The sequence below is a fragment of the Haloarchaeobius amylolyticus genome, from assembly GCF_042678045.1.
Lineage (GTDB): Archaea > Halobacteriota > Halobacteria > Halobacteriales > Natrialbaceae > Natrinema > Natrinema amylolyticus_A.
Genome location: NZ_JBHUDI010000005.1, coordinates 438,769 through 461,164 on the forward strand (window position 1 = coordinate 438,769; position 22,396 = coordinate 461,164).

At 64.4% G+C, this 22,396-nt stretch carries 22 protein-coding genes; 12 read left to right on the forward strand and 10 right to left on the reverse strand.

Going from position 1 to position 22,396, the window contains the following annotated elements; genetic code table 11:
- Window positions 1–13 precede the first annotated feature (13 nt).
- The 3 genes from ACFR99_RS10985 to rad50 all read left to right on the forward strand — a co-directional run bounded on the left by ACFR99_RS10985 (window position 14) and on the right by rad50 (window position 4,787).
- Window positions 14–628, forward strand: a complete 615-nt coding sequence (locus ACFR99_RS10985) for a zinc ribbon domain-containing protein (RefSeq protein WP_390287238.1) — start codon at window positions 14–16, stop codon at window positions 626–628.
- A 131-nt stretch (window positions 629–759) separates the two neighbouring features.
- Complete coding sequence (mre11, locus tag ACFR99_RS10990; protein WP_390287240.1) at window positions 760–2,103, forward strand: DNA double-strand break repair protein Mre11; 1,344 nt, start codon at window positions 760–762, stop codon at window positions 2,101–2,103.
- The gene (gene rad50, locus ACFR99_RS10995; protein ID WP_390287243.1) at window positions 2,100–4,787 is read left to right on the forward strand and encodes a DNA double-strand break repair ATPase Rad50; all 2,688 of its coding nucleotides are present in this window, start codon (window positions 2,100–2,102) and stop codon (window positions 4,785–4,787) included. The genes mre11 and rad50 overlap by 4 nt, the downstream gene beginning before the upstream one ends.
- Before the next feature lie 23 nt (window positions 4,788–4,810).
- On the opposite strand, the gene ACFR99_RS11000 is transcribed toward rad50, so the two are convergent.
- From ACFR99_RS11000 to ACFR99_RS11010, 3 genes are all read right to left on the reverse strand, one after another.
- Window positions 4,811–5,266, reverse strand: a complete 456-nt coding sequence (locus ACFR99_RS11000; RefSeq protein WP_390287245.1) for a DUF7346 family protein — start codon at window positions 5,264–5,266, stop codon at window positions 4,811–4,813.
- Window positions 5,263–5,742 (reverse strand): DUF7322 domain-containing protein, encoded by a 480-nt coding sequence (locus tag ACFR99_RS11005; RefSeq protein WP_390287247.1) that lies wholly within the window; start codon window positions 5,740–5,742, stop codon window positions 5,263–5,265. Before ACFR99_RS11005 ends, ACFR99_RS11000 begins: the two co-directional genes overlap by 4 nt.
- Before the next feature lie 126 nt (window positions 5,743–5,868).
- Window positions 5,869–6,045: a DUF7331 family protein gene (locus tag ACFR99_RS11010; RefSeq protein ID WP_008009606.1), complete on the reverse strand. Its 177-nt coding sequence runs from the start codon at window positions 6,043–6,045 to the stop codon at window positions 5,869–5,871.
- A gap of 184 nt (window positions 6,046–6,229) precedes the next feature.
- Between ACFR99_RS11010 and ACFR99_RS11015 the strand changes: the two genes are divergently transcribed.
- The 7 genes from ACFR99_RS11015 to ACFR99_RS11045 all read left to right on the forward strand — a co-directional run bounded on the left by ACFR99_RS11015 (window position 6,230) and on the right by ACFR99_RS11045 (window position 14,130).
- Window positions 6,230–8,959, forward strand: coding sequence for a DNA-directed DNA polymerase (locus ACFR99_RS11015; RefSeq protein WP_390287249.1), 2,730 nt, complete (start codon window positions 6,230–6,232; stop codon window positions 8,957–8,959).
- A 306-nt stretch (window positions 8,960–9,265) separates the two neighbouring features.
- Window positions 9,266–10,171, forward strand: a complete 906-nt coding sequence (locus tag ACFR99_RS11020; RefSeq protein ID WP_390287251.1) for an ABC transporter ATP-binding protein — start codon at window positions 9,266–9,268, stop codon at window positions 10,169–10,171.
- Between the two features lie 61 nt (window positions 10,172–10,232).
- Complete coding sequence (gene sufB, locus ACFR99_RS11025) at window positions 10,233–11,663, forward strand: Fe-S cluster assembly protein SufB (RefSeq protein ID WP_390287253.1); 1,431 nt, start codon at window positions 10,233–10,235, stop codon at window positions 11,661–11,663.
- Window position 11,664: 1 nt separating this feature from the next.
- Window positions 11,665–12,879 carry a Fe-S cluster assembly protein SufD gene (sufD, locus tag ACFR99_RS11030; protein ID WP_390287256.1) on the forward strand — a complete coding sequence of 405 codons (1,215 nt, stop codon included), beginning with the start codon at window positions 11,665–11,667 and terminating at the stop codon, window positions 12,877–12,879.
- Between the two features lie 200 nt (window positions 12,880–13,079).
- The gene (locus ACFR99_RS11035; protein WP_390287258.1) at window positions 13,080–13,574 is read left to right on the forward strand and encodes a ferritin-like domain-containing protein; all 495 of its coding nucleotides are present in this window, start codon (window positions 13,080–13,082) and stop codon (window positions 13,572–13,574) included.
- Window positions 13,571–13,705 (forward strand): hypothetical protein, encoded by a 135-nt coding sequence (locus ACFR99_RS11040; RefSeq protein ID WP_390287260.1) that lies wholly within the window; start codon window positions 13,571–13,573, stop codon window positions 13,703–13,705. The genes ACFR99_RS11035 and ACFR99_RS11040 overlap by 4 nt, the downstream gene beginning before the upstream one ends.
- Window positions 13,702–14,130 (forward strand): metal-dependent transcriptional regulator, encoded by a 429-nt coding sequence (locus ACFR99_RS11045; RefSeq protein ID WP_390287263.1) that lies wholly within the window; start codon window positions 13,702–13,704, stop codon window positions 14,128–14,130. Before ACFR99_RS11040 ends, ACFR99_RS11045 begins: the two co-directional genes overlap by 4 nt.
- Window positions 14,131–14,157: 27 nt before the next feature.
- On the opposite strand, the gene ACFR99_RS11050 is transcribed toward ACFR99_RS11045, so the two are convergent.
- The 3 genes from ACFR99_RS11050 to ACFR99_RS11060 all read right to left on the reverse strand — a co-directional run bounded on the left by ACFR99_RS11050 (window position 14,158) and on the right by ACFR99_RS11060 (window position 18,189).
- A complete protein-coding gene (locus tag ACFR99_RS11050) occupies window positions 14,158–15,945 on the reverse strand; it encodes a phospholipase D-like domain-containing protein (protein WP_390287265.1) in 1,788 nt (595 codons plus the stop codon).
- A 102-nt stretch (window positions 15,946–16,047) separates the two neighbouring features.
- Window positions 16,048–17,391 carry a HEAT repeat domain-containing protein gene (locus ACFR99_RS11055; RefSeq protein WP_390287268.1) on the reverse strand — a complete coding sequence of 448 codons (1,344 nt, stop codon included), beginning with the start codon at window positions 17,389–17,391 and terminating at the stop codon, window positions 16,048–16,050.
- A 66-nt stretch (window positions 17,392–17,457) separates the two neighbouring features.
- The gene (locus ACFR99_RS11060) at window positions 17,458–18,189 is read right to left on the reverse strand and encodes a protein sorting system archaetidylserine synthase (RefSeq protein ID WP_390287270.1); all 732 of its coding nucleotides are present in this window, start codon (window positions 18,187–18,189) and stop codon (window positions 17,458–17,460) included.
- 106 nt (window positions 18,190–18,295) lie between these two features.
- Here ACFR99_RS11060 and ACFR99_RS11065 point away from each other — a divergent pair, with 106 nt between their 5' ends.
- Window positions 18,296–18,733 (forward strand): cupredoxin domain-containing protein, encoded by a 438-nt coding sequence (locus tag ACFR99_RS11065; protein ID WP_390287273.1) that lies wholly within the window; start codon window positions 18,296–18,298, stop codon window positions 18,731–18,733.
- 127 nt (window positions 18,734–18,860) lie between these two features.
- Here the strand turns inward: ACFR99_RS11065 and ACFR99_RS11070 are convergent, their stop codons facing one another.
- Genes ACFR99_RS11070 through ACFR99_RS11085 form a run of 4 tightly spaced genes read right to left on the reverse strand, consistent with a single transcriptional unit; the run spans window position 18,861 to window position 21,519 of the window.
- Window positions 18,861–19,502 (reverse strand): 30S ribosomal protein S3ae, encoded by a 642-nt coding sequence (locus tag ACFR99_RS11070; RefSeq protein ID WP_390287276.1) that lies wholly within the window; start codon window positions 19,500–19,502, stop codon window positions 18,861–18,863.
- Window positions 19,499–19,804 carry a KEOPS complex subunit Pcc1 gene (locus ACFR99_RS11075; RefSeq protein ID WP_390287279.1) on the reverse strand — a complete coding sequence of 102 codons (306 nt, stop codon included), beginning with the start codon at window positions 19,802–19,804 and terminating at the stop codon, window positions 19,499–19,501. The genes ACFR99_RS11070 and ACFR99_RS11075 overlap by 4 nt, the downstream gene beginning before the upstream one ends.
- The gene (locus tag ACFR99_RS11080) at window positions 19,801–21,042 is read right to left on the reverse strand and encodes an exonuclease (protein ID WP_390287281.1); all 1,242 of its coding nucleotides are present in this window, start codon (window positions 21,040–21,042) and stop codon (window positions 19,801–19,803) included. The genes ACFR99_RS11075 and ACFR99_RS11080 overlap by 4 nt, the downstream gene beginning before the upstream one ends.
- Window positions 21,043–21,048: 6 nt before the next feature.
- Window positions 21,049–21,519 carry a 30S ribosomal protein S15 gene (locus ACFR99_RS11085; RefSeq protein WP_390287284.1) on the reverse strand — a complete coding sequence of 157 codons (471 nt, stop codon included), beginning with the start codon at window positions 21,517–21,519 and terminating at the stop codon, window positions 21,049–21,051.
- Window positions 21,520–21,860: 341 nt separating this feature from the next.
- Between ACFR99_RS11085 and ACFR99_RS11090 the strand changes: the two genes are divergently transcribed.
- On the forward strand, window positions 21,861–22,328 hold the full coding sequence (locus tag ACFR99_RS11090) for a DUF5793 family protein (RefSeq protein ID WP_390287286.1): 468 nt from the start codon (window positions 21,861–21,863) through the stop codon (window positions 22,326–22,328).
- The last annotated feature ends 68 nt before the right edge of the window (window positions 22,329–22,396 follow it).

The window sequence follows — 22,396 nt, forward strand, 5'->3', positions numbered from 1 at the left end:
CCGGGGAGTAGCGATGAGTGAGGGCCCTCTCGATCTGCACTGTCCGGAGTGTGGGGAACCCGTCGGGCAGACGGCGACCTACTGCATGCACTGCTGGGCGGATCTCCCCACGGACTCAACGACCGCCGACTACGCGACCGAACGTCGATCCGCTGCCAGTACGGACGCCGACTCGTTTGCCACTCGTGGTGAGACTGACGCGTTCGCCGACGACGACTCGGAGCGACTGCTGGACCCGGACGGCCTCGTCGACAACACGCTCACTGTTCTGGTCGGCATTGCTGGCGGACTTGCTGTCGGCATCGTCGAAACCCTCGTGCTGTTAATCCTCACTGAGAGTGGCTGGATCCTTCTCGTCGGTCCCGCCGTGTGGCTGGGTGCGACCGGCTATCTCGTCCGCTGTCGGACCGTTCAGGAGGCGATCGCGAAGACCTGCTACGCCGTCGCTCTCGTCCTGTTGTCAGTGCCCCTGATCGCGTTCGGACCGGGTGTCACCGTCGACGGCGGTGCCGGTGGTGCCTTCTTCGGATTGTTACTCCTCGTTGCGATTCCCGCGGCTATCGCTGCCGCGATCGGTTGGGTCGCCTCTCGATTCGTGCCGACAGCGCCCGTGGATGGAGCGACGTAATCGTCTCACAACCTGTCGGCCAGCGCGTCTCGCTCCCGTGTGACGAGATCCGTTGCCTCGAGTGACGGTTCGGTTTTACTTTCACTCCGGTGACGGAATCCCTTTAGGGTGGACTCGCCAACCACTGGCCAATGACGCGGGTTATCCATACGGGCGATACCCACATCGGGTACCAGCAGTACAACTCGCCCGAGCGACGACGGGACTTCCTCGAGGCGTTCCGCTCGGTCGTCGAGGACGCTGTCGCCGACGATGTCGACGCAGTGGTCCACGCCGGCGACCTCTTTCACGACCGCCGGCCGAGCCTGGTCGACTTGCAGGGGACGATCGACGTGCTTCGAACGCTGTCCGACGCCGATATCCCCTTTCTCGCCGTCGTCGGCAATCACGAGTCGAAACGCGACGCGCAGTGGCTCGATCTCTTTGCGGATCTCGGATTGGCGACCAGACTCGGTGCCGAACCGGTCGTCGTCGGTGACGCCGCGTTCTACGGCCTCGACTTCGTCCCCCGCTCGCGCCGGGACGACCTCGAGTACGTGTTCGACCCGGTCCCCGAGACGGCCGATCACGCCACGCTGGTGAGCCACGGCCTTTTCGAACCCTTTGCCCACGCCGATTGGGACACCGAGACCGTCCTCGAGCAGTCGACGGTCGACTTCGACGCCGTCCTGCTGGGAGACAACCACAAACCCGACACTGCGGAGGTGCGTGACACGTGGGTCACCTACTGTGGCTCGACCGAACGGGCAAGCGCCAGCGAGCGTGCGGATCGTGGCTATAACATCGTCGAGTTCGACGAGTCGGTCGCGATCAGCCGTCGCGGGCTCACCGACACTCGCGAGTTCGTCTTCGTCGACGTCGAACTCGAGGAGGGCGAAGGAATCGACCGTGTGCAGGAACGCGTCCGCCAGCACGACCTCGACGACGCCGTCGTCATCGTCACCATCGAGGGCGAGGGCCGCCCGATCACGCCCGCGGCGATCGAGGAACTCGCGATCGACCGCGGGGCGCTCGTCGCCCGCGTCAACGACCGGCGGGAACTCCCGGACGAGGACGACGAGGTGTCGGTGAACTTCGCCAACCCGGACGACGCCGTCCGCGAGCGCGTCCGTGAACTGGGGCTCAGCGATGCCGCCCTCGAGATCGACGAGACCGTCCGGAACGGCGACCTCGCCGACGCGAACGTCCGCGAGACAGTCGAGCGACGGGTTCGCGAGTTGCTCGAGGATGATCGGTCGGCCTTCGAGCCCGCGCCGGAGCGCAAGCCGGGCAACGAGGACGTGACGACGGTCGCCGACCAGCTCGCAGACGAACCCGATTCCGAAGCCGATGCGCCCGATGTGGCCGATACGAACACTGGCGGAGCGGACGGACACGCCGAGACGGCTGACGCAGCCGAACGCACGACCGACGACGCCGGCGAGGCCGACGAAACTGCCGACGCAGACACCGCTTCCCTGGGTGATTTCGCATGAGGGTCGATCGCGTCCGCCTACTGAACTTCAAGTGCTACGGCGACGCCGACCTCTCCCTCGAGCGCGGCGTCACCGTCGTCCACGGCGTCAACGGCAGCGGCAAATCGACGCTGCTCGAGGCCGTCTTCTTCGCACTCTACGGCTCGAAGGCCTTAGACGACCGCACGTTAGACGACGTGATCACCACCGGCGAGGAGGAAAGCGAAGTCGAACTCTGGTTCACCCACGACGGCCGCGAGTACCGTGTCGAGCGCCGACTCAAACTCCGCGGTGACCGTGCGACGACGACGAAATGCGTCCTCGAGACGCCGACCGAGACCATCGAGGGGGCTCGCGATGTCCGCCGCGAGGTGACCGATCTCCTGCGGATGGACGCCGAGGCGTTCGTCAACTGCGCGTACGTCCGGCAGGGCGAGGTCAACAAGCTCATCCACGCGTCGCCGAGCGACCGCCAGGACATGATCGACGATCTCCTCCAACTGGGTGCACTCGAGGAGTACCGCGAGCGGGCCAGCGACGCCCGACTCGGCGTCAAAACGGTGCTCGACGGCCAGCGCGAGGTGCTCGAAGACCTCCAGCAGCAGGTCGAACAAAAGGAAGCGCAGGATCTCCACGCGCAACTCAACGAGCTCGAGTCCCGCCGTGCCGAGATCAGTGACGAGATCGATCACTACGAAACGCAGCGTACGCAGGCTCAGGAGACTCTCGAGACGGCCGAAGACGTTCTCGAGCGCCACGAAGAAACCCGCGAGGAGATCGCGACGCTCGAGGCAGAGATCGACGATCTCCGATCGAAGATCGAAGCCACCGAACGCAAGCGTGAGGATGCACGCGACGAGATCAGCGAAAGCAGGGCACGACGCGAGGAACTGGCAGATGAGCGTGCCGACCTGCTCGAGACAGTGGCCCTCGAGACGACCGATCCCGACGAAGCGACGATCGAGGCTCGTATCGACGAACTCGAGGCGCGTGACGATGAACTCGCCGACGAGCTCCAGGACGTCACGGTGACGATCGAAACCGGCACCGAGGAGATCGAGCGGCTTCGCGAGGAAGCTGCTGACCTCGAGAAACAGGCCGCAGCCGCCCGCGACGACGCCGCCGACCTCACGGAACGGATCGACGCTGACGAGGAGGCAATCGCCGATCGCGAGGCGAAACTCGAGGACCTCGAGGCGGAGATCGAGGACGCGCGGGCCGCGTTCGACGACGCACCTGTCGACTTCGGCGCGGCTGAATCCCACCGCACGTCCCTCGAAGCCGATCGCGAGGAGGTGACCACGGAACTCAACGACGTCATCGCCGACATCCGGACCGCTGAGAACGCGATCGAGGAGGGCGAACGGCTGCTCGAGGAGGGCAAATGTCCGGAGTGTGGCCAGCCCGTCGAGGACTCGCCACACGTCGACGTGCTGGACGACCGTCGGGAGGAACTCACTGCCCTCGAGGCCGAACGCGAGCGCCTCGAGGCCGAACGCGACGAGCTAGACGAGCGGATCGACCGCGCCGAGGAGTTGTGCGAGGTCGAACGGCGGGTTGCCCGACTCGAGGACAACCGCGAAAACGTCGAGCAGTTACTCGCCGAGAAACGCGAAGCCATCGCGGATCGTCGCGAGCAGCGTGATCAGCTGCGAGCAGACGCCGACGAGTACGAGGCCGAGGCCGACGCGAAGCGGTCCGCTGCCGACGAACGCGAGGACGATGTGGCCGACGCACGGGCCGCCCTCGGCGAGATCAACACGGAGCGCGGGGAGATCAAAGCGACGCTCCAGACCCTCGAGCGGATCGCCGAGATCGCCGACGAACGGGCCACGCTCGAACGCGAGATCGACACGCTTCGCGAGCGCATCGCGGACTGGGAGGAGATGAACGACGAGCGCCGCGAAACACTGTCGGCAAAGCGCGAGCGAAAACGCGACCTCGAGTCCGAATTCGACGACGAGCGGGTCGAAACCGCCCGCGAGGACAAGCGAAACGCCGAGCAGTACATCGAGCAGGTCGACGAGAAACTCGAAGAACTCGAGTCAGAACGCGACGAGGTCCAGGGGGCGATTGGCGGCATCGAAGAGAAACTTGCCGACCTCGAGCGGCTCCGCGAGCGCTTAGAGCGCGTCGACGCACAATGTGAACACCTCGAGTCGCTGTACGGGGAAGCCGAGACGCTCCAGACTACCTACGGCGAGTTGCGGGCGGAACTGCGCCAGCGCAACGTCGAGACCCTAGAACGGCTGCTCAACGAGACGTTCGAGCTGGTCTATCAGAACGACTCCTACGCGGCGATCGATCTCGACGGTGACTACCGGCTGACGGTCTACCAGAAAGACGGCGAAGCCTTAGAGCCCGAACAGCTCTCGGGTGGCGAGCGGGCACTGTTCAATCTCAGCCTGCGGTGTGCGATCTACCGGCTGCTGGCCGAAGGGGTCGAGGGAACCGCGCCGATGCCGCCGCTCATTCTCGACGAGCCGACGGTGTTCCTCGATTCGGGCCACGTCACGCAACTCGTTTCGCTGATCGAATCGATGCGCAACGACTTCGACGTCGAGCAAATCGTCGTCGTCAGCCACGACGAGGAACTCGTCGGGGCGGCCGATTCGCTCGTCCGCGTCGAGAAGGACGCGACGTCGAACCGCTCGCGACTCGAGCGCGGCGAGCCCCCGGAGGCGGAACTGCTCGCGTCGGACTGACGAGCCACACGTCGGTTCTCGCGTCAATCGGACCCGTCGTGCATGCCTGTTGGTTCGATGTCTCGAATCGCCTCGAGCGCGGTCTCGCAATCCTCGGTGAGCCGGTAGCCCCGTTCGCCTGCGACGTCGGTCTCCTCGAGCAGGCCGGCAGCCGAGAGGACTGTCAGCCGGCCGTGCAAGTCGCTTTCGCAGAACTCGTAGGCGTCGAGCAGGGTGCGGACGCCGAGTGGCCCTCGTGTCGCGAGCTCGAGCAACAGACCGAGCGTTTTCTCGTCGTGAACGGTCGTCAGCAACGTTAGCAGTGGCTCGCTGACGCTTCGGGCAGCCGTCTCGAGGGGCGATTGCCCGTCGACGGGCTCTAGGCGGTCGTTCTGAACGTAGCACTCGTTGCCGGTTTCGGGATCGCGAACGAGACTCGCGCTGTCGGAGTGTTTGAGAAGCAGGTATCGTTTGCCGGTGTCGTCCTCTACGGTATTCATTTGCGATCTGATCGGGTCGGTGACTGTGGTTGGGCACCGTCTCCCGAAGCCGTTTCGGTTGCATCGTCCGTGGACCGATCCCCGTCAGCGGGGCTGTCGTCCGCTGTGCCGTCGTCCCTGTCGGCTCGAAACGAACGGTATCGTCGTCCGGCAAGCCCGAACAGGACGGTGCCGGCCGCGACGAGGATGCCACCCCGGGTCACGTCGCCTTCGAACACCAGCAGCAAGGCCCCGAGCGAGACGACGAAGAGGGCGGCGTTGATGACCAACACCAGCGCCCAGAACGCCTGCAGAAGATCGCCTGACACGTCTGTCTCGTCGGTTGACACGCTCGGCACGTCGATCCCGCTTATCGCCTCGTCCGGATCGTCCTCGGTCGCCACCTGCGGGATCGTCAGCCCGTCACTGTCAGGATCGTAGAGTTCCTCCTCGGGGTCCCACTCCTCGGGTTCGTTCTCGGTCCGGTCGAATACCACATCGAAATCGATGATAAGCGAGCGGAAAAGCGTTCGCTTCGCGATCTGTTTCGGATAATCGGTCGAAACTGTGTCCCGACGCACACCGATCGTGGGTGCGCCGGCACTGACAGACAGCGGTCCGTATCAGGCCAGGTCCTCGAGCGTGAGTGTCCGGGAGGTCTCTACCCACGCGAGGGGGTTCTCCGCGTCGTAGAAGACGACGCCGTCGTCGGTCTCGTAGGATTCGATCGTCGCAGTCCCTTCAGGGATGCTACTCAGTTCACTTCGATCTGCCGCGTCGTCGTTTAGATGGGAAGACATATCGATCACCCGATTATGTGCTATGTGTTACCACGTTAAATGTCTTCTTGCTGCTGCAAGGCTTGTCCGTGGCGGGTCCCTCGCCGCCCACGCAGCGCCCCGAGCCTCGAGGCCGGTTCCGAAGACGATCTCAGCGAGCGGTGAATCTGGGGGTTTTTACCCACCGCCTGCCAACCCCAGTACCATGACTGAGGCGGGCCAGACCGGACTCACGGATTTCGGCGGCGAGTCCGACGACAGTGACGACCGGCCGGCAGAAGAGGCTGTTGCCGTCGCCGGCAACGGCGGGACCGACGCCCCGGAGGTGATCGACGTCCTCGAGGAGACCCTCCCCGAACCCGAGGGTGAACTCGAACTCGCGGTGATGCAGGTCGACTACACCATCGCCGGCTACGGCGACGAGGAGCGACCGATCATGCACGTCTTCGGGCGCACGCCCGACGGCGAGTTAGAACACGTCCAGGTGGTCGGCTTCAAACCGTACTTCTACGCGCCGACGGACACGCTCGAGCGGCCACCTGAGGAGGCCTACGACCGGCTGACGGGCAGCCGGGAGTACGACGAGGACGGCGAGCCATACGAGAGTATCCGCGGCGAGAAGTTGACCAAGATCTTCGGCCAGACGCCACGGGACGTCGGGCAGGTGCGTGACGACTTCGACCACTACGAGGCCGACATCCTCTTTCCGAACCGATTTCTGATCGACAAGGACATCCGGAGCGGCATTCGGGTTCCGGCGCGACGGGCCGACGACGACTCGCTGGTCGTTCCCCACGACGAGGTCGACGCCGCGGACGTCGACGCCGACCCGCGCGTCAACACCTTCGACATCGAGGTCGACGACCGCTCGGGCTTCCCCGAGGACGGCGAAGAACCGATCGTCTGTCTCACCAGCCACGACTCCTATCGTGACGAGTACATTATGTGGCTCTACGAAGCCCCGATCGGCGACGGACCGATTCCCGACGAGATCGACGACTACGAACCGATCGAGGGTGCGATCGACCACGAGATTCGGAGCTTCGCGGAAGAAGAAGCGATGCTCGAGGCCTTCATCGAGTACATCGAAGCAACTGATCCGGACATCCTGACCGGCTGGAACTTCGAAGATTTCGACGCTCCCTATCTCCTCGACCGCCTCGAGGAACTCGCCGGCCCCCACCACGACTACGATCTCTCGATCGACCGGCTTTCCCGAGTCGACGAGGTCTGGCGCAGCAACTGGGGTGGCCCCGACATCAAGGGCCGAATCGTCTTCGACCTGCTGTATGGCTACCAGCGGATGGTCTTCTCGGAACTCGATTCCTACCGACTCGACGCCGTCGGCGAAGTCGAACTCGGCGTCGGCAAAGAGCGCTACGCCGGCGACATCGGTGACCTCTGGGAGGACGATCCGACCCGGCTGCTCGAGTACAACCTCCGGGACGTCGAACTCTGCGTCGAACTCGACCGCCAGCAGGAGATCATCCCTTTCTGGGACGAAGTGCGGTCTTTCGTCGGCTGCAAGTTAGAGGACGCACCCACGCCTGGCGACGCGGTCGACATGTACGTCCTCCACGAGGCCCACGGTCGCTTTGCACTGCCCTCGAAAGGGCAACAGGAGGCTGGTGAGGAATACGAGGGCGGCGCGGTGTTCGAGCCGATCACGGGCGTCAAGGAGAACGTCACCGTGCTCGACCTGAAGTCGCTGTATCCGATGTGCATGACGACGATCAACGCCAGCCCGGAGACGAGGGTCGACCCCGACGAGTACGAAGGGGAGACCTACGAGGCGCCGACGGGGACCCACTTCCGGAAGGAACCCGACGGCGTCAACCGCGAGATGATCACGGAACTGCTCGCCGAGCGCGAGGAGAAAAAGGAACTGCGAAACCAGCACGAACCCGGCTCGCCCGAATACGAGCAGTACGACCGCCAACAGGGTGCGGTAAAGGTCATCATGAATTCGCTGTACGGCGTCTCCGGCTGGGAGCAGTTCCGGCTCTACGACAAGGAGGCCGCCTCGGCGATCACCGCAACCGGTCGCGAAGTGATCGAGTTTACCGACGCTGCCGCCCGGGAACTCGACTACGAAGTCACCTACGGTGACACCGACAGCGTCATGCTCGAGTTAGGTCCCGACGTGCCCAAAGACGACGCGCTCGAGCAGTCCTTCGAGATCGAGGAGTACATCAACGGTCGCTACGACGACTTCGCGGAGGAGGACCTGAACGCCGAGGAACACCGGTTCCAGATCGAGTTCGAGAAACTCTACCGGCGGTTCTTCCAGGCGGGCAAGAAGAAACGCTACGCGGGCCATATCACCTGGAAGGAGGGGAAGAACGTCGACGACATCGACATCGTCGGCTTCGAGTATCAGCGCTCGGACATCGCGCCGATCACGAAGGAAGTCCAGCACGAGGTCATCGAGATGATCGTCCGCGAGGGCGATATCGAGGGCGCAAAGGAGTACGTCAACGGCGTCATCGAGGACGTCCTCGGGGGCGAGGTCTCCTACGAGGAGATCGCCATTCCTGGCGGCATCGGGAAGCGCCTGGACAACTACGACACCGACACGGCACAGGTCCGCGGGGCGAAGTACGCCAACCTCCTGTTGGGCACCAACTTCCAGCGCGGGAGCAAACCCAAGCGACTCTACCTCGAGCGCGTCGATCCCTCGTTCTTCGAGCGCCTCGAAGAGGAGGAGGGGTTCGACGCTCGCACAGATCCCCTCTACGGCGCGTTCAAGCGCGATCCCGACGTGATCTGTTTCGAGTACGACGACCAGATCCCCGAGGAGTTCGAAGTCGACTACGAGAAGATGCTCGAGAAGACGCTGCAGGGCCCCATCGAGCGCATTCTCGAGGCGCTGGACGTCTCCTGGGACGAAGTCAAAAGCGGCCAGGAACAGAAAGGGCTCGATTCGTTCATGTGAGCTGGCCGGTGTGACTGTACACCGGTCTCACGCGGACGAACCGTCGATCACCGAGGCGGGACACGAACAGCCGGACGAGGTGGCCGCTTTCGATTCGACGATCGTGCATCGAGCGCGGTGCCGTGTCTGTCCTGCGAGCGGCCTGTTTTCGTCACCGTAAGTGATGGGTTCGTATGACGGGTTGTCACGGCCTATCCAAACAGTGGTTTTCGAATGGGAAACTTATTTTGCTAATTGGAGACTGTATACAATTGGATACGAAACCGTTATTAGTCGTACGACCCACTCATTAGACGACAGAATACTATGGCACGTCTCGAACTACGCAACCTGCATGCGGAAGTAGCGGAGGGCGACGAGAAAATTCTCGAGGGCGTCGATCTCGAGGTCGAGTCCGGCGAGATCCACGCCCTGATGGGGCCGAACGGCTCCGGGAAGTCGACGACAGCAAAGGTCATCGCCGGTCACCCCGCCTACGAGGTCACCGACGGTGAGGTCCTGTTGCACCTCGAGGACGACGAGTTCGGTGAGGACATCGAGATCGACGAGGATCAGCGCACCTGGGACCTCCTCGACCTCGAGCCAAACGAGCGCGCCGCGCTCGGTATCTTCCTCGGGTTCCAGTACCCCGCCGAGATCGAAGGCGTCACGATGACGAACTTCCTCCGAACGGCGCTCAACGCCAAGATCGAAGAGCGCGAGGAGCTCTTCGAGGACGAGGACGGCGAAGACGAAGAAGCGGACGAAGGCTTCGAGACCTCGCCGATGGAAGGTCCGGCAGACGAGGGCGAAGTCGGCGTCGCCGAGTTCCAGGGTATCCTCCAGGAGAAGATGGAACAGCTGGACATGGACGAGAAGTTCGCCCAGCGCTACCTCAACGCCGGCTTCTCCGGCGGGGAGAAGAAACAGAACGAAGTGCTGCAGGCCGCCATCCTCGAGCCGTCGGTCGCCGTCCTCGACGAGATCGACTCCGGACTCGACATCGACCGCCTCCAGGACGTCTCCGCCGGCATCAACGCGCTGCGCGACGAGCAGGGCACCGGCATTCTCCAGATCACCCACTACCAGCGCATCCTCGACTACGTCGAACCCGACCACGTCCACGTGATGCTCGACGGCCAGATCGCCAAAAGCGGCGGTCCCGAGCTCGCCGAGGAGCTCGAGGACAAGGGGTACGACTGGGTCCGCGAAGAGGTCTACGGCACTGCGTAACCGAATTCGGCTAGAACAACGGTAATAACCCTACAGCCGTAACCATATACACAATCAAATTATGAGTTCCGAACAAGACCACCTCAAAGAAACCGACACCGAAGCGCGGTTCGAGTTCAAGAAAGAACAGAACGCCGCGGTGAAATCCGACAAGGGCCTGACCGAGGAGGTCATCCGCATGATCTCCGAGGACAAGGACGAGCCCGACTGGATGCTCGAGCGGCGTCTCCGCGCGCTCAAGCAGTACCAGAACATGCCGATGCCCTCCGGCTGGCCCGGCATGCCCGATCTCTCCGAGCTCGACGTCGAGGAGATCGTTCCCTACATCCGCCCTGACGTCGACAAGCGCGAAGGCGTCGACGACTGGACGGAGCTGCCCGACGAGATCAAAGACACCTTCGACAAGCTTGGCATCCCGGAAGCCGAGAAGAACGCCCTCTCGGGCGTCGGTGCCCAGTACGAGTCGGAGGTCGTCTACCAGAACATGCAAGAACAGTGGGAGGAGAAGGGTGTCATCTTCATGAACATGGACCGCGCGGTCCAGGAACACCCCGAGCTCGTCAAAGAGCACTTCATGACCTCCTGTGTGCCGCCGAGCGACAACAAGTTCGCTGCGCTGCACGGCGCTGTCTGGTCCGGCGGCTCGTTCGTCTACGTCCCCGAGGGCGTCACCGTCGAGATGCCCGTCCAGGCGTACTTCCGAATGAATTCCGAAGGGATGGGCCAGTTCGAGCACACCCTCATCATCGCCGAGGAAGGCTCCGAGGTCCACTACATCGAGGGCTGTTCCGCTCCCAAGTACGGCACGCACAACCTCCACTCCGGCGGCGTCGAGGTCTTCGTCGGCGAGGACGCACACGTCCAGTACTCGACCGTGCAGAACTGGTCGAAGAACACCTTCAACCTCAACACCAAGCGCGCTATCGTCGAAGAAAACGGGACGATGGAGTGGATCTCCGGCAGCATGGGCTCGAAAGCCACCATGCTCTATCCGTGCTCGATCCTCAAGGGTCGCGGCGCGACCGACACCCACATCACCATCGCCTTCGCTGGCGAAGGCCAGGACATCGACACCGGCGCGAAGGTCTACCACAACGCGCCCAACACGAGTTCGACCATCGAGTCCAAGTCGATCTCCAAGGACGGCGGCCGCACCAACTACCGCGGCCTCGTCCACATCGCCGACGGTGCCGAGAACTCGAGCACCGCTGTCGAGTGTGACGCGCTGATGTTCGACAACGAGTCGACCTCGGACACCATGCCGTACATGGAGATCGAGGAGTCGAAAGTCGACGTCGCCCACGAGGCGACCGTCGGCAAGATCGGCGACGAGGACATCTTCTACCTCCAGTCGCGCGGACTGGACGACGACGACGCCAAGAAGATGATCGTCGCCGGCTTCATCGAGCCGATCACGGAAGAACTGCCGATCGAGTACGCGGTCGAACTCAACCGCCTCATCGAACTCGAGATGGAGGGTAGCCTCGGATAATATGAGCACGCAGGTACATGCCAATCTGACGGAAGAACAGGTACGCCAAATTTCGGGCGACTTAGACGAGCCCGAGTGGCTCTTGGAGACACGTCTCGAGGCCCTCGCGGCCCTCGAGAACCTCGACATGCCCGACGTCATCCGGACGCCGGGTCGGGACTGGACGAACCTCCACGAACTCGACTTCGAGTCGCTCGTGGACCCGCTGAACGCGGCCGAGGACAAGGATCAGGTCGGACCCGAGGACGCCGAGGTCCTCCCGTGGGCCGAGGCAGTCCAGGAACACGAGGACCTCCTGAAAGAGCACTTCGGCTCCATCGTTGACCCTCAGGAGAACTACCTGACCGCGCTGTCGACCGCCCTCTTCAGCACCGGGACGGTCATCTACGTCCCCGAGGGCGTCGATGCGGAAGACGTCACCGTCCGAACCGAACAGAACTCCCGCTCGCTGTTCAACTACACGCTCGTCGTCACCGAGGAGTCGTCCTCGGTCACGATCCTCGAGCGCCAGTCCACCGGCCAGGAGGCCGAGGAGCAGTACTACAGTGGCGTCGTCGAGGTCGCTGCCGGCGAGAACAGCTACATCCAGTACGGCAGCCTCCAGAACCTCTCGGAGGAGGCCTACAACTTCACCGTCAAACGCGGCGTCGCCGACACCTACGCCACGATCGACTGGATCGAGGGCAACCTCGGCACGCAGTTGACGAAGACTGAAGTCTCGACGACGCTCAGCGGCGACTCTTCGGAGACGCAGATCGTCGGCGCCTTCTACGGCCACAACGACCAGCACTTCGACCTCGACGCGAAGGTCTGGCACCGTGCCGAGCACACGACGGCAGACCTCGTCACCCGCGGCGTCACCGACGACGTCGCTCGCTCGGTCTACGAGGGCGTTCAGGACGTCGGTGCCGACGCGTGGGACACCAGCTCCTACCAGCGCGAGAACACGCTGATGCTCTCGGACGAGTCCGAGGCCGACGCCTCCCCGAAGCTGATCATCAACAACCACGACACCGAGGCCAGCCACTCCGCGACGGTCGGCCAGATCGACCAGGAGGACTTGCTCTACATGACCTCCCGCGGTGTCGACCCGCGATCGGCCCGCAACATGCTCGTCGAGGGCTTCTTCGTGCCAGTCCTCGAGGAGATCGACGTCGACGAACTCCGTGACGATCTCGAGGAACTGATCGGGGCGCGTCTGCGCGAGCGAGAGTAAACGAGACTCTCGCTCCGCTCCGAGTCTCGTTTATACGAGCGAGTGAACGGCTCGTGGGATCGAAGATTCCACGGCGCCTGTGCCAGCGCGACTAACTGCGTCGCACCCGATCGTTTCGCGTTCTGTTCGATCCGTCCGTTACCGTTTTTCGCTATCCGTGCTCCGAGACGCCTAAGTAACAGCGGCCCACTTGTGGAGATATGAGTTTGGGACAGCGTGTCTCGAGCGACCACCAGTTGACCCGATTGCTGCAGATCGGGGTCGTACTGGAGGAAGTCGTCGAGTCACGCGCCGCCCTCCATATCGACTCGCTCCCCCCGGAAGAGCGAGCGGACTTCGACGAGGAGGTGGAAGAGTTGCTCGCCGAAGCGGCCGCGGAGTCGGCCGATCACCGTGAGCGACTCGAGGCGCTGATCGACGATCTCGAGGCTGACACGGTCGAATACGACGAGATCAATGCGCTGGTCGACGCCCAGTACGGGCCGCCGGAGGACACGGACGGCGTCCTCTACGATCAGTTGGCCAACGAGGAGACGGCCTACAAGTTCTACGACGACCTGATCACGGCGATCGAAGCCTCCGATACCGAGTTCGCAGTCGATCGCGATCGGCTGCTCGAGACGCTCTCGGAGATCCGCGAGGAGGAAAAAGAGGGCGTCGAAGAAGTGACCGAAATCATGGAGCACAGAGCATGAGCGAGAGACGGGAACCTGCGGCGATCACCACCGGCGAGACGCCGTTCGACGCCCGTATCGGGACCCGGATGCGGTTACACCGGCGCACCACGGCCGTAGCACACGGCGACACTGACGGAGGGATGGCATGAACACTGCAGATCAATATCTCAAAGCGATCTATCTGGCTCAGCGAATCGAAGACGGCCCCGCATCGACCGGCACGCTCGCGGATCTGCTCGACGTGAGCCCTGCAAGCGTCAACGAGATGATCGGGAAACTCCAAGATCGCGAGCTCGTCGAACACGAGAAGTACAAAGGCGCGAGCCTGACCGACGAGGGCCTCGAGCGAGCCCACAACGCCCTCCAGACCTATTGTATCATCGAACGGTTCCTCGCGAACGTCCTCGAAGTCGAGGAGTTTCGCGACGAAGCCCGCGCCCTAGAGAGCGTCATCGACGACACTGTCGCGGAGCGGTTGGACACGATCATCGACCGCCCCGAGCAGTGTCCCGACTGTTTCGACCCTGAGGCCGATCACTGCGAACTCCTCGAGGTCGGCGGTCGTGCGGATTGATACTGTCAGCCGGGATTCGCCACTTTCTCACTTGTATTCGGACGGTGAAACTCCGAACCGCACGTAGCGTCGGCCGACGATCGCCGCAGCGACGAGGGCGACGACAACGGTAGCGCTGAGCCCGATGGGAAACCGCCAGGCGTCGCCGGACCAATCCGCCTCGAACACGTCCGCGTAGTAGGTCGCGATTTCCTCGCCGTGGAGGACGACGAGCACCTCGCGGTTGTTCTCGAGCGAGTTCGCGTTCCAGTTGGCACTACCGACGATCGCTACCTCCCGGTCGATCACGATGCCCTTCGCGTGGATCTTCTCGAAGCGATCGGTGTCCGCCACGAGCTGTACCTCGAGCGGAAGATCGTTGTTGGCAGCGAGGCGCTCGAGGTCGGCTGCGAGTCGCTCGTTTTCCTCGGCGTTGTACCACGTCGATCCGAGCAGGATGCGAACGTCGACGCCGCGCCGCGCTGCGTCGAGGGTCGACTCGAGTAGCGAGACGTCGGGTGCGATACTGGGCTGGACGACGAGAATCTCGTCGTCGGCTTCAGCGAGTAGTTCCTGGAGCCGAGGCTCGGCGTTGTCCGGTGCGACCAGTAGTTCGGCGGACTCGACGGACACCGTCGTGGGTTCGTGGGCCGTCGGAAACTCGGTGTCGCGCGAGGTGACGATCGGATCCTCGTCGTCGACGAACGAGGCGTTCACACGATAGGCCGAGCCGGCGGTCGTATCCCAGCCCTCGAAATCGGCCCGGAAGACGCCCGAAAGATCGGTCGCGAGGGCCTCGTCCTCGAGGCGGACTCCCCACCCGCGGCTACTTTCGCCACCGACGCCAGATGGCTTCCAGTTTTCGGTGGTGACCAGCACACGATCGTCGGCGACGACGTATTTCGGGTGGTGATACCGGTAGCGAGCACCGTCGCCACCGATGACCCGGATCTCGACGCTACCGGCCTCGAGCGTCTCAATGACGTCTGCGGTCGGGGCCGGCGTTCCACCGACGGGGCTGGCCTCGAGGAGGACTTCGACATCGACGCCGCGGTCGGCCGCGTCGACGAGGTCGGCGGCGACTTCCTCGGAGGTGACGGTGTAGCCGGCGAGGAACAGTCGCTCGTCGGCGGATCGGATCGTCTCCCGTGGGACGGCGGGGCCGTCGGGGAGGACGAACGCCGTCGCATCGTCGACCGCGGTGTGCGAGACGGGACGACAGGTCGCGTCCCGGGGCCACCACTCGCCGTCGGTGGCGCGAGTCGACGCATCCGAAGTCGCCGTTCGATACCACCGTTCGGCCGTCGGCGCGCGGTCGTACGACACCGTATCGATCGTCGCCGTCTCGTTTCGAAGGCTGAGGCGATCGCCGTCGTTGGCGAGCTGGAGGTGGCCCTCGAGTGCGAGGACAGGGACGTCGGTCAGCGTCGCGGTGACGTTCGGGGCCGTGCTCAGGGCGACGCGCCCGGAGACCGTTTCGTTCGGAAGCGACGCCGTCGTGTGGCCGTCCGTGAGCGTCAGGTTCGAGAGCCGCGTTTCGGATGGCGTTTCGAGGACGACGAACTCACCGACGTTGTCGGCGATCGTGGGGTTCGGGTAGAGGCTGACGATCTGTGGGTCCGTCGGTGGCTCAGCGGTAGGACGCGCTGTGGACGCTCCAGCGGGGCAAGCGCGGTCAGTCGCGCCGTCGCTACTACTCGGTTCCGTGGCCGCTCGAGCGGCGGGCCGGTCGCTCACCGCCGTTTCAGTGGCGAACGCGAATCCGACGAGTATCGTTGCGCTGGCGATCAGACAACAGCCGAGCACGGCGACGAGGGCGGCCCGCCGAGAGGTCATCGCCCGGTTTGGGCGCGCGTCCGTACTTAAAGTCTCGGAGGCCGGACCTGCTCAGCGCTGTGTGCGTCGAATGCGAATCGAAGAACGAACGTCGTCTCGTGGTCAGGCTGCGGGCTCGAGATCGACGCGTTCGGCTTCGGCCTGCACCAGGTAGGCGCGGTCGTCGTCGTAGTCGGCGACGACCTCGAGGGCGTCCTGGGTACCGATCTGGCGGAGTGCCCACGCCGCGCTGGCGCGGACGCGGTCGGCCTCGTCGTCTTCGAGGACGTCCGCGAGCGGCTCGATGGCGCGGGTGTCGCCGATCAGGCCGAGCGCGCGGGCGGCCCAGCTACGGACGTCGGCCTCGTCGGCGACGAGTTGCTGGGCGATCGGCTCGACGGCGTCTTCGGTGCCGATCTCCCCGAGGGCGCGGAACGCGGGCTGCTGGAGGTTCGGGTTGGAGTCGACGTAATCGAGGAGCGTGTCGACGACCTCCTCGTCGTCGACGCCGATCTTGCCGAGGATGGCCATCGCAGCCTCGTCACGGCGGTTTGCCTTCTGGAGCATCGGGTCGATGGCTTCCTCGGGCCCCATCCGTTCTAAGGCCTCCATACAGTGTTCCTCCATGAAGTCGGAGTCGAAGGTCTCGAGCGCGAGAAGGATCTGATCGACGTTGCCGCGCTTTTCGTGGACCTTGAGCGCGTGCCACTCCGGCGGGTAGTCTTTGACGTGGTCGAGTACGTCGTAGTAGCCCTCGCGACGGAGCTGTTCGCGGACCTCGAGGTCCGACCACTCGGTCGCGTCGTCGATGTCGCTCTGGAGAGCGTCGGTCGACTCGAGGAGCCCGGCGATCGTCTCCGCGTCGTCGTCGGCATCGAGGGCTGCGGCCTCGACTGCGTCGGTCGCATCGTCGAGGGTCGCGTCGAGTTGGGCCGACACGTCGTCGCCCTCGTCGACCAGCGTGACCGAACTGTCGAGCAGGCCGTTGAGGTCGTCGAGGAAGTCCTCGACCGCCTCGATCAGTTCGGCGTTGCCCTCCTCGGTCCAGCGGGTGCTCGTGATCGTGCCGCTGGCGCTGTCGATCTCGCCCACGACGTCTTCGCCGTAGGGTCCGCGCTGGTCTTCGAGATCGGACTCGAGATCCGAGAGATCACTCTCGATCTCGTCGTACGTCTCCTGTAGTTCCTCTTCGGGTGCGGGCTCTTCGTCTTCCTCCTCGTCCTCGTCGGTCTCGGGCGGTTCGGGAACCTCGACGCTCTCGAGTTCGTCTCGGAACGAGTCGAGATCCGCCTCGACGACGTCGAGGTCGTCTTCGGTCTCGGCCGCTTCGAGGTCCGCATCGAGTTCCTCGAGGTCGTCGGCAAGCGCCGTGAGTCGCTCGTCGATGGCCTCGAGATCGACCGACTCCTCCTCGTCCGGTTCGGCTTCGGCGGCCGCGTCGTCACCGTTTGCCTCGTCCTCGCTCATCGTACCACCCGGGGACGACGCCGACGCGTGACAGTGTGCATACCCGACAGTCGTGTCAGCACGGTCCTAAGCGTTTCCATGCACGTCGACGTCCGTCTCCGACGATCGCTCCGTTTCGCCCCAGTAGAACCAGGGACTGAGCGTCATGTACGCCAGCCCGAGCGTCAGCAGCGCGTACGGAAACGTCCGCCCGGCGAGGGTCGGCACGAGGATCGCGAGCACGTGGACGACACCCATGATCGCGGCGTCTCGAGCCAGCAGGTCGGGATACTCGATCCGTGAGACCATCAGGTAACAGAACGCGGCGGTGACCGCGAGAACGAGTTCGGGCTGGGTTTCGCCCGCGAGGATCGCTGCGCCGAGGACCGTCGCGGCCAGCGTCGTCTGGACGCCTTCGGTGTGGCTGCCGGCAACGTCGTAGGCAGTGTACATCCCGAGTCGGGTGACGGCCATCGCGACGAACAGCGCACAGATGCCAGTCACAACCAGAAGTTCGGCGGTGATCGCGTCGAATCCGATCTCGAGGCCGGTCGTAACGACGGTAAAGGAGAGGACGGCGGGAGCGACGGCGAAGGAGGCGACGTCGGCGAGCGAGTCGAGATAGGGGCCGGCGTCGGTGCCACCGTAGCGGCGCGCGAGGATGCCGTCGAGGCCGTCCGCGACCGCCGCGAGCAGGATCAGCCGGGCGGCGAGATCGATGTCGACGGCTGCAACGACGACCGCGACGAACCCCAGCGCGGCGTTGGCGATCGTCACCGCGTCGGCGACGCCCAGTCGACCGACGAACCGGGGGAGCATATGGGCCGATTCGACGGGGAGGTACCTTACGTGTTTTCGTTTCCACGGGGCTGCTTTCGAGAACTGAACCGGGGCGGTTATACGGCAACTCTTCTAACGATGGGATATGCACCGGCGTGTCTACCTCGCTGCCGTCGGGACCGCCGTCTCGGCTGGGCTGGCAGGGTGTTCGTCTGCGATCAGTACCGGTGGAGATGGCCCCTGTGCCGGCGAGGACTGTCACATCGGTATGAACCGCACCGAGTTCCTCCCTGACGTCTACGAGATCTCCGTCGGCGATACCGTCGTCTGGAAGAACACGAGCGAGGCCGACCACACCGTCACCGCCTACGACGACCGGATCCCGGACGAGGCTTCCTTCTTCGCCACCGGTGGGTTCGAGGATCAGGAATCGGCACGCCACGCCTGGCAGGGCCAACGCGGCGGCCGTCTCGGCCCACGCGAGACGTTCGAACACACGTTCGACGTTCCGGGCACCTACGAGTACTTCTGTATCCCACACGAACGCGCGGAGATGTTCGGCGAGATCATCGTCTCCGAGTGACGACACCACGCCGGTTCGATTCGTCGATCGACACGTAATTTTCGGCCGCATCCGTGCTCGAGCCGTCGGCTCCTAACTGCTGCGAGCTGCGAAAAAGGATCGAAAACGTGAGTATCGACTGCCCGTTTCAGTCGTCCGCAGCGACGTCGTCTTCGTCGACGTCGACGGCGGTCGCTTCCTCTTCGGCGACTTCCTCGGGGTGGGCCTCGAGGGTCGTCTTCTGGATCTCGACGCGGCGCAGCGGGTAGATCGTCTTGGCCTCGCCGTAGATGGCGGAGGAGAGACGACCTTCGACGACGCTGTCGATGAGTTCCTCGAAGGAGCGCTCCTCGGCAGCGTCTTCGATCATCTGAACCATCTGTTCGCGGATGGCCTTCTCCTGGCTCGCGTCGGCCTTCTTGGTCGTGAAGGCGACGGGCTGGATCTGGACGCGGTAGTCGTCCGTCGTGAGGACGGTGACGTAGGCCTCGATCTTCGAGGCTCCACGGCGGACCAGCGAGCGCAGGTAGTCACGGGTCAGGGAGTGTTCCTTGAACTCCGTGTAGGCGCTGTCGCTGCCGACGTCGGTGATCTTGAAGGTCAGCTTCGTGTTGTTCTCGCTGGCGTTGTTGTTGAGTTCGCCGAGCGTCGTTTCGATGGTTCGGTCGTAGACCTTTTCCGGTTCGTCTGCGGGGGTCTCGCCGAGTTCCTGGCGGTCGAACTGCTCCGGTGCCAGGACGGTGTACCACCGCTTCTCCTGTTTCGCGCGTGAAACTGATCGTTCACTCATTGTGTATCGTGTGTTGAGTCGCTATCGGGGTCGGACACAGCTCCCGTGTCCGTCGGTTGGTCGCCCTGTACGGTCCGTGCCTGTGAAACGACGCCGATCGCGACCTCGAGGTTGGCGACGTAGTCGTCGACCGTCGACTGCAGGCCGCTGGTCGTCTCGCGTTCGATGTGCGTGACGATCGTCGCTGTTTCTCCATCGCGTTCGACGGTCGTTTCCATCTCGTCGGTGTTGTCCGGGCGAAGCGCCCGTGCGACGACCGTCGCGTCGTCGTGGTCGGTCCGAATCGTCGCGTGCCGACTCATAGGAGTTCCCTCACTGCCGCGATGATCGTCGCGTCGTCCACGTCGGGGTTGAATCGCAGGTAGCCACGCCGCCGGCTGCCGTCGTATTCGATGTCGGCTTCGGGCGCTCGATCCGCGAGTTCGCGGGCGACCGCCTCGACGGTCGCGCCGAGGTGGTCTGCCTCGCGGGTCGCGATCGCCGCCTCGCCGGTTCCATCATCGGACTGCGTCCGATTGCTCGAGGGACTTTGTCCCTCACTGATAGCGAGGACGGCCGGCTCCGGCGACCGATAGGCCGCTCCGAGCCGTGCGACCGCGTCGACGGGGCCGTCGTCGATACCAACGACGAACAGCCCGTCGTAGCGGCCAGTCGAGGCCGTCTCGAGCGCGTCGTGTGCGCGGCGGCCGTACTCGCGCCAGGCGGCAAGTGCCGGCTCACGGACGTCGTGGCCCATCGCGAGCGCGACGCCCGTGCCGGGTTCCGCGCTGGCCGTCGCCGCGAGCACATCGGCGAAGCCACCGAGCGTCGCGAACGGTCCGTCTGGCGTCGCGTAGGGTCGCAAGGCCCGACCGATCGTCTCTGCGGCGGCGTCAGCTTCGTCGTCGGCACCGACGACGTCGATTGCGACCAGCGAGCCGATCGCCCGGTGGTCGTCCGCGCTGAAGTCGGTGGAATCACTGTCGACGGCGTCGGCGAGCGCCTCGCGGGTCGCGTCCCGGTCGCCCGACCACGGCGCGTGGAGTCGGGTCGAGTGTGCGAGCCCGTCGATCGGGTCGGCGGTCGGGATCGCGACGCCCGGTCGCTGCTCGAGCAGGCCCTGCTCGCGTGCCGTCTCGAGGAGCCACTCGCTTTCGCCCGCGCCGGGGTCGCCGCCGCTTGCGACGACGCCGGCGAGTGCGACGACCGGGTCCGGCGTCACGTCGAGTTCGCGGACGAGATCGACTGCCACGAGGGTCGCCGGCCGATCGGCCGTAGCGAGTTCGACGACGTCGTTCGCGTCGGAAGCCGCGTCAGCGGTGCCGACGACGACGGTCACGTCGTCCTCGTGTGTCGGTGTGTGAACTCGGTCGGATCGCGCCGCGACGGTGCGCGCGACGGTTACCTGAAACGGCGTCTCCGTCGCCTCGAGCGCGCTCGCGACGAGCCCGCTGGCGGCGAGTGCGTCACCACTGGCGCGGGCGATCAGCCGAACGAAGCCGGCGCTCTCGAGCGTGCTCGCGGCGGACGCCGGCTCGACGGATCGACCCTCGGTGGACATTCGGTGTTACTCGTTCTCGAGGAGCTCGACTGCGACGTCGTAGGAGTACGTGAAGTCGGGCTCGAGTTCGTCGCCGCGGTAGTAGTCGACCAGGCGGCGAACCTTCGCTTCGGTGTTCTGCAGGGCGCGCTTGTTCTGGTAGTCCTGCTGGTTCTCGCGGACGTGCTCGCGCAGACGCACGGCACGCTCCATCAGGTTCCGGAGGTCCTCGGGGATGTCGGACGTAGCGTCGTTTTCCTCGAGGATCTCGGTGACTTTCTTCCCGGTCGCCAGCTTGACGTCCGGGACGGGCGTGCCGGTGACACCTTCGTCACGCAGCTTCATCCCGATCTGGCTGGGATCGTAGCCCTGCTCTGCCAGTTCGACGACCCGAGATTCGATGTCTTCGGGGTCGACGTCGCTCCACTCCGGCGGTTCGTCTGCCGACGGCTTGTCCGAACCGGACGAGCCGCGACGGCGGGTGTGCATTCGTGCCATTGTTTGAGGATAGGAATCGCACTGACCGCTCGTGTTCGCTGTCGAGCGCGCACGCGCCTCGAGCGGCGTCGTGTCCGCCGACAGCAGCCGGCTCTCGCCGTGCACTTCCGCAATCCCAAGCCACCCGGAAAAGGGGGTGACAGAGTCGGATTTGCGGCCGTGCGCTTCCCACCGTCCGTACCGCCGTCGAAGACTAAAGGGTTTCTACTCTCTCCGGCGTCGACACAGACATCACGTACTCGCCGGTAGCTTGGCCGAACAGACGATCTCGATGTGTCTCCGGAGACGTGTTCTCCGTGCGTTACGTTCATACTGCGCGAGACCGAAGGAACACGTACGGAATGAGGCGCGAGCACTTCACGTTAGATGTCACCAATATCGACTGGGCCGAGACCGACGGCGAGCCGAAAAAGCCCTCGGTAGCGATCGACTTCACCGGCCCGGAAGCGATGCTTCGCGAGCGCCTGACTGGTCCCGACGGCGACGTTCTCGAGGCGAGCGAAACGGACGCAGCCCTCCGGCTACAGGGACCGCTCGAGGACGACACTGAGGGGGTAGTGAGCGTGACTAACCGCATCACCGGCGAGTTCATCCTCGAACTCAACGAAGACGCCGGTGACGTCTTGCAGTTCATCCGAGCCGCACGGCGCTACGGCGAGACCGACGGCGACGAGGGCCAGTATCGCGTCGAGATCACACTCGACGGCGAGCCGTTCGTCAGCTACGACAAACGGACGTTTCTGGTCTACGACGACGAGGGCAGTCTCCTTCGGCAACACAGCCTGATCCCCAGCGGCGTCGAACTCTGACCGAGGGCGGGATCGGCCGTCTCCTCTCGTCTGACTGGCTGTTTCCACTGTTTGGCAGTGAACCGGCA